The sequence below is a fragment of the Klebsiella sp. F11 genome, assembly GCF_056712265.1.
This window is the reverse complement of the sequence record NZ_CM160060.1, coordinates 5145807-5162882: the sequence shown is the minus strand read 5'-3', so window position 1 is coordinate 5162882 and position 17076 is coordinate 5145807. Positions and strand designations below refer to the sequence as shown.

Sequence of the window (17076 nt, the reverse complement as noted above, 5' to 3'; positions counted from 1 at the left end):
TTGCTCCAGGCCTCGATTCTGCGCCACGTATCCTGGGTCTGGTTCTGGGGAAAATGTATTTCGGCGAATAGTATTTTTTCATCGGCCTACCTTCGTGTAGGGGGGAATGCAAGAATTCTGTTTCTGAATGGAACAGTATTTCGGGTCAAGCTTAGCAACGGTTTTCATCTGATGTAGCCCCCTGAAACACCGGACAGTAGCTGTATCTCCAGATAAGAGATAGGCTTAAATATATGTCTAACAACCATGTTAATTTTGAGATGACCGGGATCCTGTTAGGGCAAGAAGCCCGTAAGCGTAAGACTCCGCAAGAGAAAATTGCCATCATCCAGCAAACAATGGAGCCGGGTATGAATGTCTCCCACGTTGCTCGTCTGCACGGTATTCAGCCCAGTCTGCTGTTTAAATGGAAGAAGCAATATCAGGAAGGTAGCCTCACCGCCGTTGCGGCCGGAGAGGAAGTGGTTCCGGCTTCGGAGCTGGCGACTGCACTCAAACAGGTCCGGGAACTACAGCGTCTCCTGGGTAAGAAGACGATGGAAGTTGAGATCCTCAAAGAAGCGGTGGAGTACGGCCAGTCGCGAAAATGGATAGCGCACGCGCCCTTGTTGCCAAAGGACGGGGAATAGCTCTGGTTAGTCGCACCATGAGCGTGTCGCGTGCGCAGTTATCACTGCGGGTGAGCCGCTCTGCCGACTGGCAGGACAGGCGCAGCAACCGGCGTAATGACGAAGCTGATGCAGAGATACTGTCGGAGATCCTCGGCATCATCAGCGACATGCCCAGCTACGGTTACCGGCGGGTGTGGGGTATCCTGCGTAAGCAACGCCGTGTAGAGGGACTTCCACCGGTGAACGCCAAACGGCTTTACAGGATAATGAGCGAGCATAACCTGCTGTTGTTGCGTGATAAACCAGAGCGTCCGAAGCGGGAGCATAAAGGCAAAATCGCGGTAGCGGAAAGCGATATGCGCTGGTGTTCAGACGGCTTCGAGTTCGGTTGTGACAACGGCGAGAAGCTTCGGGTGACGTTCGCACTGGACTGTTGCGACCGGGAGGCCATAGACTGGGCAGCGAGCACGGGAGGCTACGACAGTTCAACGGTACAGGATGTGATGCTGAGGTCAGTGGAAAGGCGCTTCGGTAGCACGCTGCCGGGTAAACCAGTGCAGTGGCTGACAGATAACGGTTCAGCGTACACCGCGCATGAAACGAAGAAGTTCGCGCGAGAACTGAATCTGGAGCCGTGTACAACAGCGGTGAGCAGCGCACAAAGTAACGGCATGGCCGAACGGTTCGTGAAAACGATGAAGGAAGATTACATCGCGTTCATGCCAAAACCAGATGTGGGAACAGCGCTACAGAACCTTGCAGCGGCGTTCAATCACTAGAATGAAAATCACCCGCACAGTGCGCTGGGATATCACTCTCCGAGAGAGTACCGGCGGCAGCGGGCATCGTTAACTTAAGATACAAAAGCTGTCCGGAGATGGCGGGTCAAGATCAGCAACGGTTTTCATCTAAAATATCAGGTAGTGGGATCGTATTAATATTACAGTATGTAATTGCATCTGTGGGTCTGTCTGTGCCATACCTGAAATAGATTATTATTATTTTTTTATGGCGTGGTTGGTTGGGGGGAGTTGATAGATATCACACATTGTTAAAGCAGAGATTGAGTCTGAGGCGCTTACTCGCTATAAGAGATGCCTAAAACCCGCCGTCTATCATTCTGTTGAATCATTCGGTACATTATCGATGTCTGTAGTCCACAGCTGCTTGCGGGCTATTTCAGCCCGGCATTTCTGTTCAGCGTTTAATGTCGCACGGTACGTTTCATCATCGACCTTCGTTCCCTGATTTTCGGCATATCGCGTGAGTTTCTCTGCGTCCGGTTTATTAAGCTGTGAAAGATGAGGACGCAGGGGAGGCGTTCGATTCAGCTGTACTGATACAAATTGCAGGCGGACGTCATTGTTGACATGAGTATTCAGTATTTAATGGATATTGCCATAACAGGCTGAATATTTAGAAAATATTCAATTATAGTGTTGTGCATGCAGCAATCTGTAGGGATATACCTCGTTCGCGCAAATTATTGCATACAGCCTCGTTGAGGTTTGAATCGGTCACGACACCAGTCAGACTATCAATAGGTGCCGCGCAAAAAAGGGACCAGGAACCATATTTACTGCTATCGGCCAGAAGTATGCGGCGGCGGGCATTGGCCAATAGATCAATCTTCAGCCCGGCCTTATCTTCTGTGGGCGCGGTGATGCCGCGATCGATACTCCATGAGTTACAACTCACAAACGCAATATCCGGATTAATGCTGCGCAACAGTCGACGCCCGTGTTCGCCGATACAGGACTGGCTGGAGTCATCAATACGGCCGCCAATGATGGTGGTTTCAATCTGTTTGAATTCAGAAAGGAATAGCGCGATATGCAGATCGGAGGTAATTACCCGCAAATGCAGATGAGTCAGTTGACGCGCCAGCTCGAGCATGGTGGTGCCAGCGTCCAGTACGATCGAATCGCCTGACTGCACACAGCTGGCGGCAAGCTGCGCGATGGCCTGCTTCTCCGCCAGGTTACGCTGCATTTTTTCCAGTGTCGTTGGTTGCGAGGGAATGAAGCGATTGAGTGCAACTCCACCATGACTCCGGCTAATGACGCCTTCTTTGTCGAGCTTGATCAGATCGCGGCGGATAGTCGCTGGCGAGGCAGAAATTGCACTCACCAGCTGTTCTACAGTAACCAGATTATGACTTTTTAAATAATCCATAATCTGGTCGAGACGGCTTTGTCCCTTCATATTTCCCTATGCAAGCTGCATCGCAAGTTTAATCGATATCGCCATGCTCGCAGAGTTTGCCTTACCTGTCCAGGCGATATCGAACGCCGTGCCATGGTCCGCTGAGGTACGGATAAACGGTAGACCAGCGGTAATATTTACACCATCATAAAATCCTAATAATTTCAGAGGAATATGCCCCTGGTCGTGATACATAGCCACCACCATATCGTACTGACCTTGTTGACACTGCAGGAACACGGTATCCGGTGGGCAAGGGCCATACACATCAATACCTTTCTCTTTCATCGCTTTGATTGCTGGCGCGACCGTGGAGATCTCTTCATCGCCAAACAGACCATTCTCTCCCGCATGTGGGTTCACACCAGCTACCGCAATGCGTGGCTTCTCAAAACCAACCCGGCGCAGGAAGCTGTCGGCCATACCAATCACGGTTCGAATGCGCTCTCCGTTCAGGGTGTCGAGGAACTTACGCAACGCTATGTGCGTGGTTACGTGTATCACTTTTAGATGATCGGTATAGAGCACCATTGCGTAATTTTTGGTGTTCGTGAGATGCGCCAGCAGCTCGGTGTGCCCCGGATAGATGTGCCCGGCGGAATGCAGCGCCTCTTTGTTTAACGGAGCGGTGGCAATGGCATGCACTTCACCGGCCAACGCCAGTTCGGTTGCGCGCTTCACACAGCGCCAGGCGAGGTCGCCTGCTTCTTTCTGAACTACGCCTGGCTTCAGGGCAGCAGGGTTGGCCAGAGGCTCGTCGATAACGTTGATGATCCCCGGGGCGAAATGAGCATCTTTCACGTTATTCAGTACGCGTAGTTCAGCCTGCGGCGTAATGTTCAATCCTATCACCCGGCGCAGCGTGCTGGCGCAGCCGACTACAACGGCGGGAATACCTGCCAGTTCGCCTTCTGCTAACGCTTTAATGATAATCTCCGGGCTGATGCCCGCGGGATCGCCCATGGTCACCGCAATAATTTTATTCACTCGACTTCTCCTCAATGAAACGTATGGCTTCTACCAGGGTGTTTTCATCACCAAAGCCACCTGCTTTGGTCATCACCGGCAGGTGTAATTCGCTGTTAAGCAGAACCCCGTGCGGTACGCAGCCCGCGACCAGGCCCTGAATCTGGAAACCCTTGGCGCCAAGCGCCTGTGCCACGGCAATCGCCACATCTCCGCCGGAGAGATACAAGCCGGCAGGGAGCGTATCGCGACACACTTTGCGCGTCAGTTGCGCGAGGAACAGACAAATGCCTTCCCCTAATTCCTGACGTGAGACCTGATGTTGCTGACACAGCTGTTCGATGTCGTGACGCTGATCGGTATACTGAGTGGTACGCACCACACAATGCGCACCGGCTCGCAATTTCTGCTGTATCGACAGCTGCCATTCGGCCGCCTGCGGCCATGCAGGCTGAGCAAACAGTTGGCGAATATCGATGTCGATAATGCTGATATTGCGCTGCATGGCGAGACGGGCAATCTGTTGCTGTGCAATGGCGCTCATCGAACCCACGATCGCCAGCACTGGCCGCGAAGGGCGTTCCGCGAGAAACTCACCGAGCGCATCGCCCAACCCGGAGGCTCCTGCCAGCAGCGGGCGCGTAGGTAAGGTCGCTGCAGCCGCCACTAATAGCGCGATGTCGGTATCCAGCTCAGCATCCACCACCACTAACCCCCGCTTACTGGCGAGTACTTGCGCCAGCTTGCCGCCGCGCACCGTAGCCAGGTCGAGAGTTTCTCCTGCCATCTCACTCTGCATTTGCAGGCACGTTAAAACATGACCGCTGGTAACCGGGGTTTTAGGATCACTGGCAAATTCGGTATCGGTCAGACGTTGCTGGTTGATCCACACCTCGCCTTCACGTGTCGTACGGCCCAGCCTGGGAACGGCAGGCGCCACCAGGGCTAAGGTTTTCCCACTGGTGCGCAAGGCGGCTTCAATTTCTGCACCGGGATTGCCACGTAACGTTGAATCGATCTTTTTAAATAGCCAACCATCCCGGGCTATCGACTGATACTGCTGTACGGCCAGCGCCGTACGATACGCAGCGTCTGCTGCACTCATCGCGCGGCTATCAGTACTGATCACCAATACATCGGCGTTTTCGGCATCGTTTGGCGTGCTGCTATCAAACAGCACATGCACGTTTGCGCCAACTCGCGCCAGCCCGCTTCCGGCATCATTGGCACCAGTAAAGTCATCCGCGATCACCAGGACCGGCGTTTTCCATGATTGTTTAGTCATTCTCTTTGCTCTGCTACCGGTGGTTCATCGTACTGTTTATGATTATATTAAATCATGATTGATTATATGTGATCAAGATCAAATTATTTGAAACCGCTTTGTCCTATAAATTTAGGCGCTGTAGTGACAAAGGCCGCACTGAATGAGTAAAAGTAATCATTTTGTGCAAAAACGCGAGAAGGGTATGAAATGAATATCAACAGCACCGTGATCAGTGGCTTTCAGGCGCTGAACAACCTCAGCTATCTGCTGCAAGACAAAAAGAAGGCGCTTCTGGTAACCGACAAGAATATCGAAGGCATTTCAGCGGTTAAGTCGCTGATCGCACAGCTGAAGCAGCAGATCAGCAGTTTGAGCATTATCAACAGTGTACCGCCCGAACCCAGCCAGCACGATGTCGCGGCCATTATTGCCGCGTTACCTTCAACCGATGTCGATTTGGTGATTGGGGTTGGGGGAGGCAGCGTGCTGGATGTGGCGAAACTGCTTTCCATCCTGTGCGTTGACAGCGCTCCCACGCTGGATGAGCTACTGGCCGGTGAGAAACCGCAAACCCGTACTGCATCGCTGTTGATCCCGACCACCGCTGGCACCGGCTCAGAAGCCACCCCGAACGCCATTCTGGCGATCCCAGAGAAAGAGACCAAAGTCGGCATTATCACTCCCGTGATGTTGCCAGATTATGTGGCACTGGTGCCAGAACTGACCACCAGTATGCCGCCTCATATCGCCTCTTCAACCGGTATCGATGCGCTGTGCCATCTGATCGAGTGTTTTACCGCCACCATTTCCAACCCGGTGAGTGACAACTACGCGCTAATCGGCATGAAAAAACTGTTTGCCAGCCTTGAAACCACCATTGCCGAACCGGGCAACCTGGAAGCGCGTCTGAACATGCTTTGGGCCTCTTACTACGGCGGCGCGGCCATTGCCCACGCCGGTACCCATCTGGTTCACGCCATGTCCTATCCATTGGGCGGCAAATACCATCTGCCGCATGGTGTGGCGAATGCCATTCTGCTGGCTCCGTGCATGCGTTTTGTACGTCCGGCCGCGGTGAGTAAGTTCGCGCAGGCCTACGATTTGTTGCCTGACGCCGACAGCACACTGGATGAAGAAGCCAAATCTCACGCGCTGGTGGCTTATTTCGCCGCGTTGGTGAAACGCCTCAAACTTCCAGCCAGCCTGGAAGAATTAGGCATCGGCCCGGATCACCTGCCGTATCTGGTTGAAGCCGCGCTCGATGTCCAGCGTCTGATGAAGAATGTACCGATGAAAGTAGGCGCCGATGACGTGCGAAACGTCTACCTGACGCTCTTTCCGGCTTTGAATCACTAAGGACTAATGAGGGAATCATGAACAAGAAAATTCAGGGCGTATTAACCGCCATCGTCACCACTTTTGACAGCGAAGGCGCTTTCAATCCTTCGGCTCAACGGGTTCAGGTCCAGCGGCAGTTGAACGCAGGCAACGGTATTTTCTGCGGCGGCACCAACGGGGAGTTCTTTGTGCTGAACGAGCAAGAGAAGCTGGCGGTCACCGAAACCTGCGTTGATGAAGTGAATGGAGCTGTACCGGTTGTGGCGCACATCGGTGAGATTTCCACACGTGAAACTATCCGTCTGGGCAAACAGGTTGCCAAACTGGGCGTCGATGCGGTTTCTGTGATCACCCCCTATTTCGTCCCGCTGAAGCAGGAAGAGCTGATTGCACACTACCGCGCTGTTGCTGACGATATCGATGTGCCGCTTTACCTGTACAACATACCGGCACGTACCGGTAACACTCTGCAGCCGGAGACAGTACGTACTCTGGCGTCGCACCCGAACATCATCGGCATCAAAGACAGTGCTGGCAGTTATGAGAGCCTGAGCAGTTTCCTACAGGCGGTAGAAGGAATGGATAATTTTAACGTACTTACCGGTCCAGACTCGTTGATCCATCGCGGCTTTGTCGAAGGCTGCACCGCCTGTATTTCTGGTCTGGCAAACGTGGCGCCAAAAGAGATCAATGCCATCTGGGCACGTTTCCACGCGGGCGACATCGAAGGTTCGCGCCAGGCACAAGAGAACATCACTGGCCTGCGCACCGATCTTTATAGCGTCGGTTTTCCGCCTGCGACCGTGAAGAAAGCTGTTTCACTGCTGGGTTCCGATGTGGGGAGCAGCCGTTATGCGGTCAGCTTCTCTGCAGAAGAAGAGCAGAAGATCCGCCAGATAGTGAACCAGTATTTGCAGTAATGACCGATTGGGCAGCCGTTGCTGCCCGTTCCAATATCAGGACCGGGAAGAACTATGAAAATAATCTGTACTTCGCCCTCATTCGCCAAATACGATGCGCAGCCTATCGACGCCCTGCAACAACATGGTTTCGAGCTGATCACACTGCCAGCCGATGCGCCACTGAGCGAACTGGCGCCTCATCTGGCGGATACCGTGGCAATGATCGTCGCCTTTACCGATGTCAATGAAGAATTGTTAGCGCAAGCGCCGCGGCTGAAGATCGTCTGTAAACACGGCGTTGGCGTCGACAATATCAATTTGGATGCGACGCGCGCGCGGGGCATCTATGTAACAAACGTACCGGATGCCAACAAACACGCGGTTGCTGATTTTGCCTTTGCGCTGATCCTGAACAGCGCACGTCAGATAACCCAGGCGGCAATTGAAACCCGCTCCGGTAAGTGGCCACGTATTTTTGCCACCGATGTATATGGCAAAACGCTGGGAATTATTGGCCTCGGCAATATCGGCAAACAAGTAGCGCTCCGAGCCAAGGGTTTCAACATGCGTGTGGTTGCTTTTGATTTCTATCACGATGAAACCTTTGCCGCTGAACACGGCATCGAATTTGTCACGCTGGATCAACTTACCGAGAACAGCGATTTCATTACGTTGCACATGCCGCTGACGGACAAAACACGCAACCTGTTCGATGCTTCACGCATCAAATGTATGAAGAAGAGCGCTTTCCTGATCAATGCCTCACGCGGTGGAATAGTGAATGAAAAGGATCTGTATCAGGCGTTGCTGGATAACGTCATTGCAGGTGCCGCTGCCGACGTGTTCGAACAGGAACCCCTGGCAGAACATCCGCTGTTCAGCCTGAGCAACTTTATTCCGACTTCACATATCGCGGGTTATACCGATGGCGCCATCAGTGCCATTGGAGAACGTTGCGTGACACAGATTGTGCAGTGCATCAAACAGGGCGAACGCCCGGTAAACGTGATGAACGGGCTGGAGTAATCGGCCCTTTTTCTGACAGGTGAAATAATATTATGAACAACACCTCTCGCTCTACCCGCATTCGTTGGTGGATTGCTGGCCTGATGTGGCTGGCGATCGCCATTAACTATATTGACCGAACGGTACTCTCTGCAGCCGCGCCGCATCTGATCAAAGAATTCGACATGAATCCTGAATTGATGGGATTTATTATGGCGGCTTTCTTCTGGTCCTATGCGCTATTGCAGATCCCGGCAGGTTGGTTCGCCGACCGCTTTGGTCAGAAAAAAGGCCTCGGTATTGCCGTGGGATGGTGGTCAATCGCTACGATGGCTATGGGCCTCGCCACGGGCTTTAAATCACTGCTGGCACTGCGTTTAGCGCTAGGTGTCGGCGAAGCCGCTGCCTATCCCAGCAATGCGGGCATCACCGCGCGCTGGTTCCCGGATCGTGAACGCGCCACCGTTTCCGGCCTGTTTGATAGCGCATCGAAGTTTGGTGGTGCCGTTGCTATGCCGCTGATCGTATTCATGATAGCCATGTTTGACTGGCGTCTGACTTTCCTTGCGATTGGTGCTATCGGGTTGCTCTGGGTGATTGCCTGGTACTTCATCTACTCCGAGAATCCTGAAGATCATAAATCGATTAGTCAGGATGAAGTGCGTTTGATACGTGATGGTCAGGCCCAAAAGCACGGCGATAAGAGCGTGCTGCCAATGAAATGGTACAAGCTGCTGCGGTATCGCAACATCTGGGCAATGTGTATTGGTTTCTTCACCATCAACTACACCTCGTATTTCTTTATCACCTGGCTGCCGACGTATCTGGTGAAAGACAAAGGCATGGATTTCCTCAAGATGGGGATGGTCGCTGCTCTGCCCCTGATTTGCGGTATGGTGATTGAAGTGCTGGCGGGTTGGGCATCAGATCGTATGGTACACAACAAAGTGCTGTCGCTGACGGCTACACGCAAACTGTTCCTCACCATTGGTCTGCTGATGGCCCTGTGCATCGGTTTCGCTCCGTTCACTGATTCGGTATTTACGACCGTGTTGCTGCTGTGTATCGCTAAATCCGGTACCACTGTAGCAGCTTCTCAAGTCTGGGCTCTACCGGGTGATGTGGCACCGAAAAACAGCGTATCAATTGTGGCTGGCCTGCAAAATACGGTATCAAACATGGGTGGCGCGGTGGGGCCGATCGTAACCGGTGCCATCGTCGGCGCAACTGGAAACTTTACATGGGCACTGGTGTTCTCTGCTGTGCTGGTCGTGATTGGTATTCTTAACTACCTGTTCCTGATGGGGAGAGTTGAACCTATCGTGGATGAGGAACAGCGACATCATTCACATTCCGTTGTAAGCGGTGCGTAAGTGCCAAACCTGCCGTATCGACCTGATGCGGCGTTTCCCCTACAGAAAATAAAAACAATTGGAGGCGACATGTCGCTAAATTCCAATGGATCACCTGCTGCAATTCAGGCAAGTAAAGCGAAAGGGAAATTTCGTTTCGTCATTCTCACAGTACTGTCCGTCGGCATCGCTATCAACTACATCGATCGCGCTGCCATGAGTGTCGCCATGCCGTTTATGAGCCAGGAGCTGCACTTCTCGCCCACTGACAGCGGCTTACTGCTCTCGGCGTTTTTCTGGAGCTATGTACTGTTCCAACTACCCGGCGGTTGGCTGGTGGATAAACTGGGACCACGCATCACCTTTGCCGTCAGCAGCCTCGGCTGGGGCTTAGCTACAGCAGCTTGCGGCCTTGCCAGCTCAATTGCTGCCCTGGTGGGTTTTCGTTTTGTACTGGGCGCAGTCGAGGCCCCCAGTTATCCCGCCAGCTCTTCAACCGTCACGCGCTGGTTCCCTCGCCAGGAGCGCAGCTTTGCCGCAGCTACCTTTAACAACGGCAGTAAAATCGGCGGCACGCTGGCTATTCCCATTATCTCCTTCCTGATTGCCCTGGTCGGCTGGCGTATGACCTTTGTCATCTCAGGGGCGGTGGCCGTGATCTGGGCCCTGGCATGGTATTTTTGGTATCGTGATCCGCGTGACCATAAAACCGTAACGCGCGAAGAAGTGGAGTTTATTGAGGCCAACCAGGATCCACAAACGGGTGATCCCATGAGTGTGCGCCAACTGCTGGGACAGCGAGCCGTACAGGCGATGATGGCAGGCTTCTTCTGCATCAACTTTGTCTCTTACTTCTTCTTCACTTGGTTCCCAACCTATCTGGTGGAAACTTTCCATTTATCGCTGATGAAATTCGGTCTGCTCGGTATGTTACCTGGGCTGGCGGCGATCGTTGGCGGCTGGTGTGGTGGGTTGCTGTCAGATGCTCTGGTGCGTCGCGGCTATTCACTGAGCGTGGCGCGTAAGATCTCTCTGGTGGGCGGTATGTTAGGTAGCGCTACTATCGGCTTAGCGGCGTTTTCGCCAACAGTTGAACTGGCGCTGGCCTCACTCTGCTTTGCGAACTTTGCCGCCACCTTTGCTTCCGCTGCTTTGTGGGCACTGCCTTCCGATGTCGCACCGAACCGCGCTAACGTGGCAACGATAGGCGGTATTCAAAACATGGCAGCCAATCTGGCAGGTATTATTTCGCCGATCCTGATCGGGGTGATCATGCAGTACACGCACTCATTTATGATCCCTCTGGAAATTGCTGGAGTGATCGGTGTGGTGGGAGCGTTGATTTATGCATTCTGGCTACCGCAAGTACAACCGATGGGCACGCAAACCGCTGCTGCGCTGGATGATAAATTAAGGAGAGAAGTATGAATGCTCGCTGGAAGAAACGCCCGGAGCAATCCACCTGGGGCGACTTCGGGGCCGACGATCAGCTGGGGCGCCTGAATCTGCTCACCGCGCAGAAAGTTCTGGAAGGTGTAGCCGAGGTGAAAATCGGGCAAACTTTCTGCCTGAGTTTGCCTCTCGATTTGCCTGGCGGAACGGCAATGAATCCGCGTCGTTCGCCACCTCGGCTTAATGCAACACGACGCGGAGAGTATGCTAACATGACGTATCCGCTATCACGTGATAATCCGCTGCTTACCGATGTGATTTGTGATGATACCGTCACTCTTGCGCTGCAATACTCAACGCAGTGGGACAGTCTGGCACACATGGGGCAGTGGTTTGATGTCAACGACAATGGCATACCAGAGATGGTGTTTTATAACGGCTACAGGGCCAGTGTGGATATCGTCGGTGAAACCGATTATCGCGGTGGTTGTGGCTGCGCTCTCGGCAGCCACTTAGGAGCCAGGAAACTCGGCATCGAAAATGTGGCGCAACATGGTATGCAAGGTCGTGCGGTGATGATTGATATCAAACGCCACTTTGGTTCAGAGCGGTTTGCGTTTGGCTATCAACATTTGCAGCAGGTTTTGCAAGCGGATGATATAGAGATTCGCCCTGGCGATATGGTTTGTTTCCGTACCGGTATGGATGAATCAATTATCTCCATGCGAGGCGAGCCTGATATGGCTTTCCTCAATAACCATTTTGCCGGGCTGGATGGCAGTGATGAGCAGTTGCGCAACTGGATTGTCGAGAGCGGAGTGGTGGCGCTGATTGCGGATAATCCGGCGGTGGAAATTTTACCGGCACGTCCAATGAACGATGCTTTTTATCCGTCTCATCCTCTTCATGATTTGTGTTTGTTCCGTCTGGGCGTATATCTCGGCGAACTGATGCTGCTGAGTCCTCTTGCAGACTGGCTGGCACAGCATCAACGTCACGCCTTTCTGCTTACCGCACCGCCGCTGCGGTTGCCTGGTGCGGTGGGATCGCCAGCTACGCCGATTGCTACTGTTTAATTCATAAGGTCGGCCTGGTTGCCGACCATCTATTTTTGAACTCCGGGTCTGCCCGGTTTACCGATCAGTTGCGTCACCGGTGTGGTCTGCAGCGTGATGAATATCATGCTGTTGTGATGCCGAGCCTCGAAGCTGGGATTCAGTGATTCACGTTAGGTTGTTTACATACAGGTGCAGGCGACTGGCTTCCACGCCTCCGGGCTGGATTAGCTTGTCCACTGGGTGGAAAAGATGTTTTACCGGGTAATGGAAGGTAAATGTGGCAGTGAGAGCTACGTATAGGAATAAATTATCGCGGAACCCGGGAGTGCTTTTCTGATGGCTGATTTGTGGGAACAAGGGCGAGGTTCAGCATGCGTGTAATATTGCGTCCAGGGTGAATGCACCTGGAAATTACAAACGTGATATTTTCAGAACGCCCAGAACAACGTCAAAAGTACATTATTCTGTAATGGGGGGGACGGAATAAGCCGTAAAAGATGGAATGTGGTTTTAAGTATATCCTGTAGGCAAGCTATTAATGTTGAAAATAATCTCCGGATATTCCAACCGAGTATCACTGCCAGACCGAAATATCCAGAGGTTACGAGGTGGGTGGCAAAGGGACTGCGCCCTCATGAAAACAGAAATTTTAATTCCATCAATAGTCTTAGCATAAAATAACACGTCTGAATACAGATGCTACAGGTTGAAGAAATTAATAACTTGAGCTTATTAGTGTTTTTTTTGCGGGTACTTTTTTTTGCTGATTATAACAGCGGTGACTGAGGTTAAAATATATGTTTTGTTTTCCTGGTAATCATTTTTTTAGTTTCTCGCTTCACCGTTGATATACTACGGCGCGTAATTTTCATGGAAGACCGAACCTTCCGCTGTGAGCATCTCACATCGAAGAACGTCCCTCATCGTTACCCCATTCATTCGCCCTACAATATTGGGTGAATGAATGGGCCAGAAGGTACGTATTCCAGGCATGTTTTTTTCCCATGAAAACCGGCATCAGCTTTCATGCTGGCATGAGCCCTGAATGTCCCGATAAACAGTTCAGCGTTGCCATAGACCAGAAAATCGACCGGGTTAATCAGGTCTCCGGTCTCAGAAAAACTTTCAGTTAATGCGTTTCTGGAAACGAAAAAAGCAGGGCCACCCTTTTCTGGCTGTAGGTCCCCTGTATGCCATTCATTACTGGTAAGGGTTGCATTTTGCCAGCCTGAGGATATTAAGGATTCAACTGCCCGGGTCAGACGCACCAGGGAATTGGGATTTTCTTCATTCCACAGTTCCTCGAGAATGCGACGCAGGCTGACGTGCTTATTCTTTTTTTGACCTGTTTTTATGCAAAGAGCGATATCTTCTGCGACAGATTTCGGGAAGCGTTTTTGTTTTTGGGCCTGAATAAACCAGCGAACAAGGAAGATATTTTCTGCCTGTGGTGAAGACAATATGTTGTCTTTACGTGCCAGATGGAGCGCAGTTAGTGCACAAAAGATGAGGTGAGAAGATGTGTTCTTATTCTTTTCAGATAACATAATGCCTGGTTCAGGAAGAATGGCGTCGCAAATTATACCGTACTGCAACGGGCCTGAAAACTGGCTCCACCCGGGAGAGAAACCGACTACCTTTCTCATTGTTTTTCATCGTCGTAAGGAACTGAAAATGGCCGGAGGTTATTTGATATAACCGCCAGCCTTTGTCGTTCTCAATCTTCTCCAGAAGCTCCGGCAGGCGTTTCAGCAGCAGGGCGGGGTGATGTTGGGTCACCACGGGGGTCACGACACCCTCTAAATCGTAAGCCGGATTATATTTAATCGTACCCTGCTGTACGGCGTGGCACATGATTTTGGTCAGGTGCTGGCGTACCCGTCCGGCGACGTCATGTACGCCTTTATCGTCAATCGCCTTCACAAGCTGCGCCAGATGGCGGGTTTCAACCTGAGCGATATCCATTTCGCCAATGGCGGCGAAAACGTAGCGTTTCAGGCAGATGAGTATTTTATTGGCATGAGCTTTCGACCAGAGTTTAAAGCCACTGCTATGCCATGCGGTAGCGATGCACTTTAATGCACGCGATTCATCAACGGCGGTGTTATGCGCCTTCCGAACCAGGGAGGGACTGATACCGGACGCCAGTAACTTTCGCGCGGCATCGCGTTTTTCGCGGGCTTCCGTCAGAGTAGTCTGTGGATAGGGACCAAAGGCCAGACGGTTTTCTTTACCGCCGCGGCGATAGCGGAAATACCATAACTTAGCGCCGCTGGTCGATTCCGTTAGGTACAGGCCTTGCGAGTCGGTAAGTTTGTATGATTTTACAAGAGATTTTGCTGAGCGGATTTTGCTGTCAGTTAACATATGAGGGTCACTCCAGTTGTCGAACTGAATGACCCGCAATCTGACCCCAAATTCTCTGGATACGAAGGGATAAATCAAAACGTATCAGAAAGACTTTTTACCCCAACCTGTTGAATTTCAACAACACAGGAATCCATAGGAAGGCATAAAAAAAGAATAGTGGTGCCCGGACTCGGACTAACGCCGGAGGCGTTGAACGACGCGCGTGTCGCGTCGGCCCCGAAGGGGTGAGCCGCTGGCGGCGAATAATCGAACGCAGTTCGATGGAGAGTCTGGCCGTAGAAAAGCAAAAACCCGCCTTTTTGGCGGGTTCTCTGAATAGTGGTGCCCGGACTCGGAATCGAACCAAGGACACGGGGATTTTCAATCCCTGTGCTTGTTGCAAAATTGTTAAATGATATATAATTTAACCGTTTACACGCGAATTGATAAATTCGAGTGTAAAACATGCATACATTAGCTAAATCCACATCTATAGGTGTTAGCCACCCGGCACCTCGTGTTATCCCTATGGTCTCAACCAAAGGGGGCGAAGGTAAATCCACTCAAAGCGCCAACCTTGCAGGCTTCCTTGCCGATGCAGGTAAAAAAACTCTCCTCATCGATGGTGACCACTCCCAACCCACCGCAAGCAGCATTTTCTCCCTGGAATATGAAGCCCCCAACGGTTTGTATGAACTGTTGATGAAGACAGTCGATCTCAATCACCCCGAAGAAATCATCTCCCGTTCTGTTATCCCAAATTTAGACATCATCGTTTCCAACGATCCCCACGACCGTTTATCCTCTGCCATGTTGCATGCCCCTGATGGTCGTATGCGGCTGAAGAATGTTCTGCAGCACCCTTTGTTCAACGAGTACGACGTCATCATCATTGACTCCAAAGGTGCGGCGTCTGTGATGCTCGAACTGATTCTGGTTGCCAGTACGGAGTTCGCTGTCGGTGTTATCAAGCCTATACTGCCGGATACGCGTGAGTTTCTGCGTGGCACATTGGGGTTGATGGAAGGATTATTGCCGCTGACCAGCTACGGTATTGCGTTACCGCGTATCCGCATTCTGACGAACTGCATGGAGTACACTAATCTGGATTGGCAGACTCTGGACAGTCTGCGCGGCATTATCGCAAACGGGCAGTATCTGCGTGCAGATACCTTCGACGTCTCCCTTCTCGACACCATCATCCCCAAGCTTGAAATTTACAAAATGGGGCATGCTTCCGGCCAACCTGTTCATCGTCTCGAAAGAACCACAACCCGTACATCAACGCTCGCTGCTGCTGACACTATGTATGAGCTGGCCTGCGAGTTGTTCCCTCACTGGGTTGCCGACTTCGACGTTCTGCGTCAGGAGGCAAATCTATGAAGGTTGATATGCATATTCCTTATTCTTCGGATGCCGAGCAGTGATCTGGTCAAGTTAAACAGGACACTTTTTTCTCAGCCATCTGTTCATATCGCTCTGGCGATAAATACCCATTCGAAGCATGGTTTCTGTCAAGATTGTAATAACGCATATAGTCTGCAACATCACGTTTCATACCTGCCCGCGTCTGCTGCGGGATCAACAGCACCCATTCATGTTTCAAACTGCCCCAAAAACGCTCCATTACCGCGTTATCCCAGCAGGCGCCAACATCTCCCATGCTGCTTCTGAGTCCGTAACTGGTTAACTGCGTTTGGAAGCGCTTGCTGGTATACTGCGCTCCACGATCGGTATGGACGACCAGCCCTGTCGGTGGATTGCGCAGGTTGTAAGCCTGCATGAGAGCCCGGCAAACCAGCGACGATGTCATTCTCTTGTCAATGTGCCAACCGACGATCCGGCGGGAATATAAATCCATGATCGCAGCCAGGTACAACCAGCCTTCACCCGTTTTCAGATACGTAATATCACTCACCCATATCTGGTCCGGTCCGGGAGGATTGAAGTTCTGATTCAACAGATTTGGTGCAAAATCAGCCCCTTTCTTCGGTTTCGTTGTGACCTTCCAGGCACGGCGTTGCCGGCAGAGAAGTCCCTCTTCGCTCATGATTTTTCTAACGCGCCAACGACTTATGGTGACGCCTTCTTCACGGAGCTTTTTAACCAGCGTTCGGCTCCCGGCACTTTCCCGACTGGCAGAGAATAACGCCTTGAGCATCACCCTGACTGCGGTATCTTTCGGCGGGCAGGCTATCGGCTTTTTTCGCCAGGCATACCATGCGGACGGGCTAATGCGCATCACGCGACAAAGCGTCCGTAGCCTGTAATTACCTGCGTTATCGAGGATAAACTGGTATCTCACGACATGTGCTTCGCAAAGAAGGCGCTCGCCTTTTTTAATATTTCCTTCTCAATGCGTAACTCTTTGTTTTCTAGACGTAGCCTTCGGAGTTCAGCTTGTTCATCTTCACTAAGCGGACTTTCATGGCGCTGGCGCGCGGCGGCGACCCAACTGCGCAATGTTTTGGCGCTGATCCCCAAAGAAGTTGCGGCACGCGCAATGGAGTAATTTTGCGTCAGCACCAGGGCCACCGTTTCCTTCTTAAATTCTGGCGTAAACTTTCGCTTCTGATTCACTAAACACCTCCATTTTGGATGTAAGTTTAGTGTCCTGATTATTCGACCACA

General features: G+C 51.9%; 12 protein-coding genes and 2 pseudogenes. 8 read left to right on the top strand and 6 right to left on the bottom strand.

Going from position 1 to position 17076, the window contains the following annotated elements:
* Positions 1-260: 260 nt before the first annotated feature.
* Positions 261-1468, top strand: a pseudogene (locus AC1M2H_RS25380) (IS3 family transposase).
* Between the two features lie 574 nt (positions 1469-2042).
* On the opposite strand, the gene AC1M2H_RS25375 reads toward AC1M2H_RS25380, so the two are convergent.
* From AC1M2H_RS25375 to dtnK, 3 genes are read right to left on the bottom strand one after another with little or no spacing between them, the layout of a single operon-like run.
* Positions 2043-2816, bottom strand: coding sequence for a DeoR/GlpR family DNA-binding transcription regulator (locus AC1M2H_RS25375; RefSeq protein ID WP_480149524.1), 774 nt, complete (start codon positions 2814-2816; stop codon positions 2043-2045).
* Between the two features lie 6 nt (positions 2817-2822).
* Positions 2823-3803 (bottom strand): D-threonate 4-phosphate dehydrogenase, encoded by a 981-nt coding sequence (locus AC1M2H_RS25370; RefSeq protein WP_208492785.1) that lies wholly within the window; start codon positions 3801-3803, stop codon positions 2823-2825.
* Positions 3796-5067, bottom strand: a complete 1272-nt coding sequence (gene dtnK / locus AC1M2H_RS25365; RefSeq protein WP_208492786.1) for a D-threonate kinase — start codon at positions 5065-5067, stop codon at positions 3796-3798. The genes AC1M2H_RS25370 and dtnK overlap by 8 nt, the downstream gene beginning before the upstream one ends.
* Before the next feature lie 189 nt (positions 5068-5256).
* Between dtnK and AC1M2H_RS25360 the strand changes: the two genes are divergently transcribed.
* The 6 genes from AC1M2H_RS25360 to AC1M2H_RS25335 all read left to right on the top strand — a co-directional run bounded on the left by AC1M2H_RS25360 (position 5257) and on the right by AC1M2H_RS25335 (position 12114).
* Positions 5257-6405 (top strand): iron-containing alcohol dehydrogenase, encoded by a 1149-nt coding sequence (locus tag AC1M2H_RS25360; protein WP_208492787.1) that lies wholly within the window; start codon positions 5257-5259, stop codon positions 6403-6405.
* A 17-nt stretch (positions 6406-6422) separates the two neighbouring features.
* Entirely contained in the window at positions 6423-7307 is an 885-nt protein-coding gene (locus AC1M2H_RS25355) for a dihydrodipicolinate synthase family protein (RefSeq protein WP_208492788.1), read from the top strand.
* A gap of 54 nt (positions 7308-7361) precedes the next feature.
* Positions 7362-8315, top strand: coding sequence for a phosphoglycerate dehydrogenase (locus AC1M2H_RS25350; RefSeq protein WP_480149523.1), 954 nt, complete (start codon positions 7362-7364; stop codon positions 8313-8315).
* A 32-nt stretch (positions 8316-8347) separates the two neighbouring features.
* Positions 8348-9667, top strand: coding sequence for an MFS transporter (locus AC1M2H_RS25345; protein WP_208492789.1), 1320 nt, complete (start codon positions 8348-8350; stop codon positions 9665-9667).
* Positions 9668-9736: 69 nt separating this feature from the next.
* On the top strand, positions 9737-11074 hold the full coding sequence (locus AC1M2H_RS25340; protein WP_480152033.1) for an MFS transporter: 1338 nt from the start codon (positions 9737-9739) through the stop codon (positions 11072-11074).
* Entirely contained in the window at positions 11071-12114 is a 1044-nt protein-coding gene (locus tag AC1M2H_RS25335; protein WP_480149522.1) for a cyclase family protein, read from the top strand. Before AC1M2H_RS25340 ends, AC1M2H_RS25335 begins: the two co-directional genes overlap by 4 nt.
* Before the next feature lie 926 nt (positions 12115-13040).
* On the opposite strand, the gene AC1M2H_RS25330 is transcribed toward AC1M2H_RS25335, so the two are convergent.
* Both AC1M2H_RS25330 and AC1M2H_RS25325 read right to left on the bottom strand, forming a co-directional pair.
* Positions 13041-13643 carry a DUF2913 family protein gene (locus AC1M2H_RS25330; RefSeq protein WP_480149521.1) on the bottom strand — a complete coding sequence of 201 codons (603 nt, stop codon included), beginning with the start codon at positions 13641-13643 and terminating at the stop codon, positions 13041-13043.
* A 139-nt stretch (positions 13644-13782) separates the two neighbouring features.
* A pseudogene (locus AC1M2H_RS25325) lies at positions 13783-14463 on the bottom strand (tyrosine-type recombinase/integrase); the annotation flags it as partial.
* A gap of 447 nt (positions 14464-14910) precedes the next feature.
* On the opposite strand from AC1M2H_RS25325, the gene AC1M2H_RS25320 reads away from it, so the two are divergent.
* Entirely contained in the window at positions 14911-15828 is a 918-nt protein-coding gene (locus tag AC1M2H_RS25320; protein WP_171887606.1) for a ParA family protein, read from the top strand.
* Between the two features lie 49 nt (positions 15829-15877).
* Here AC1M2H_RS25320 and AC1M2H_RS25315 read toward each other — a convergent pair.
* A protein-coding gene (locus tag AC1M2H_RS25315) for an IS3 family transposase (protein ID WP_480152032.1) occupies positions 15878-17064 on the bottom strand; the annotation gives its coding sequence in 2 pieces (ribosomal slippage) (positions 15878-16788 and positions 16788-17064; 1188 coding nt in all).
* Between the last annotated feature and the right edge of the window lie 12 nt (positions 17065-17076).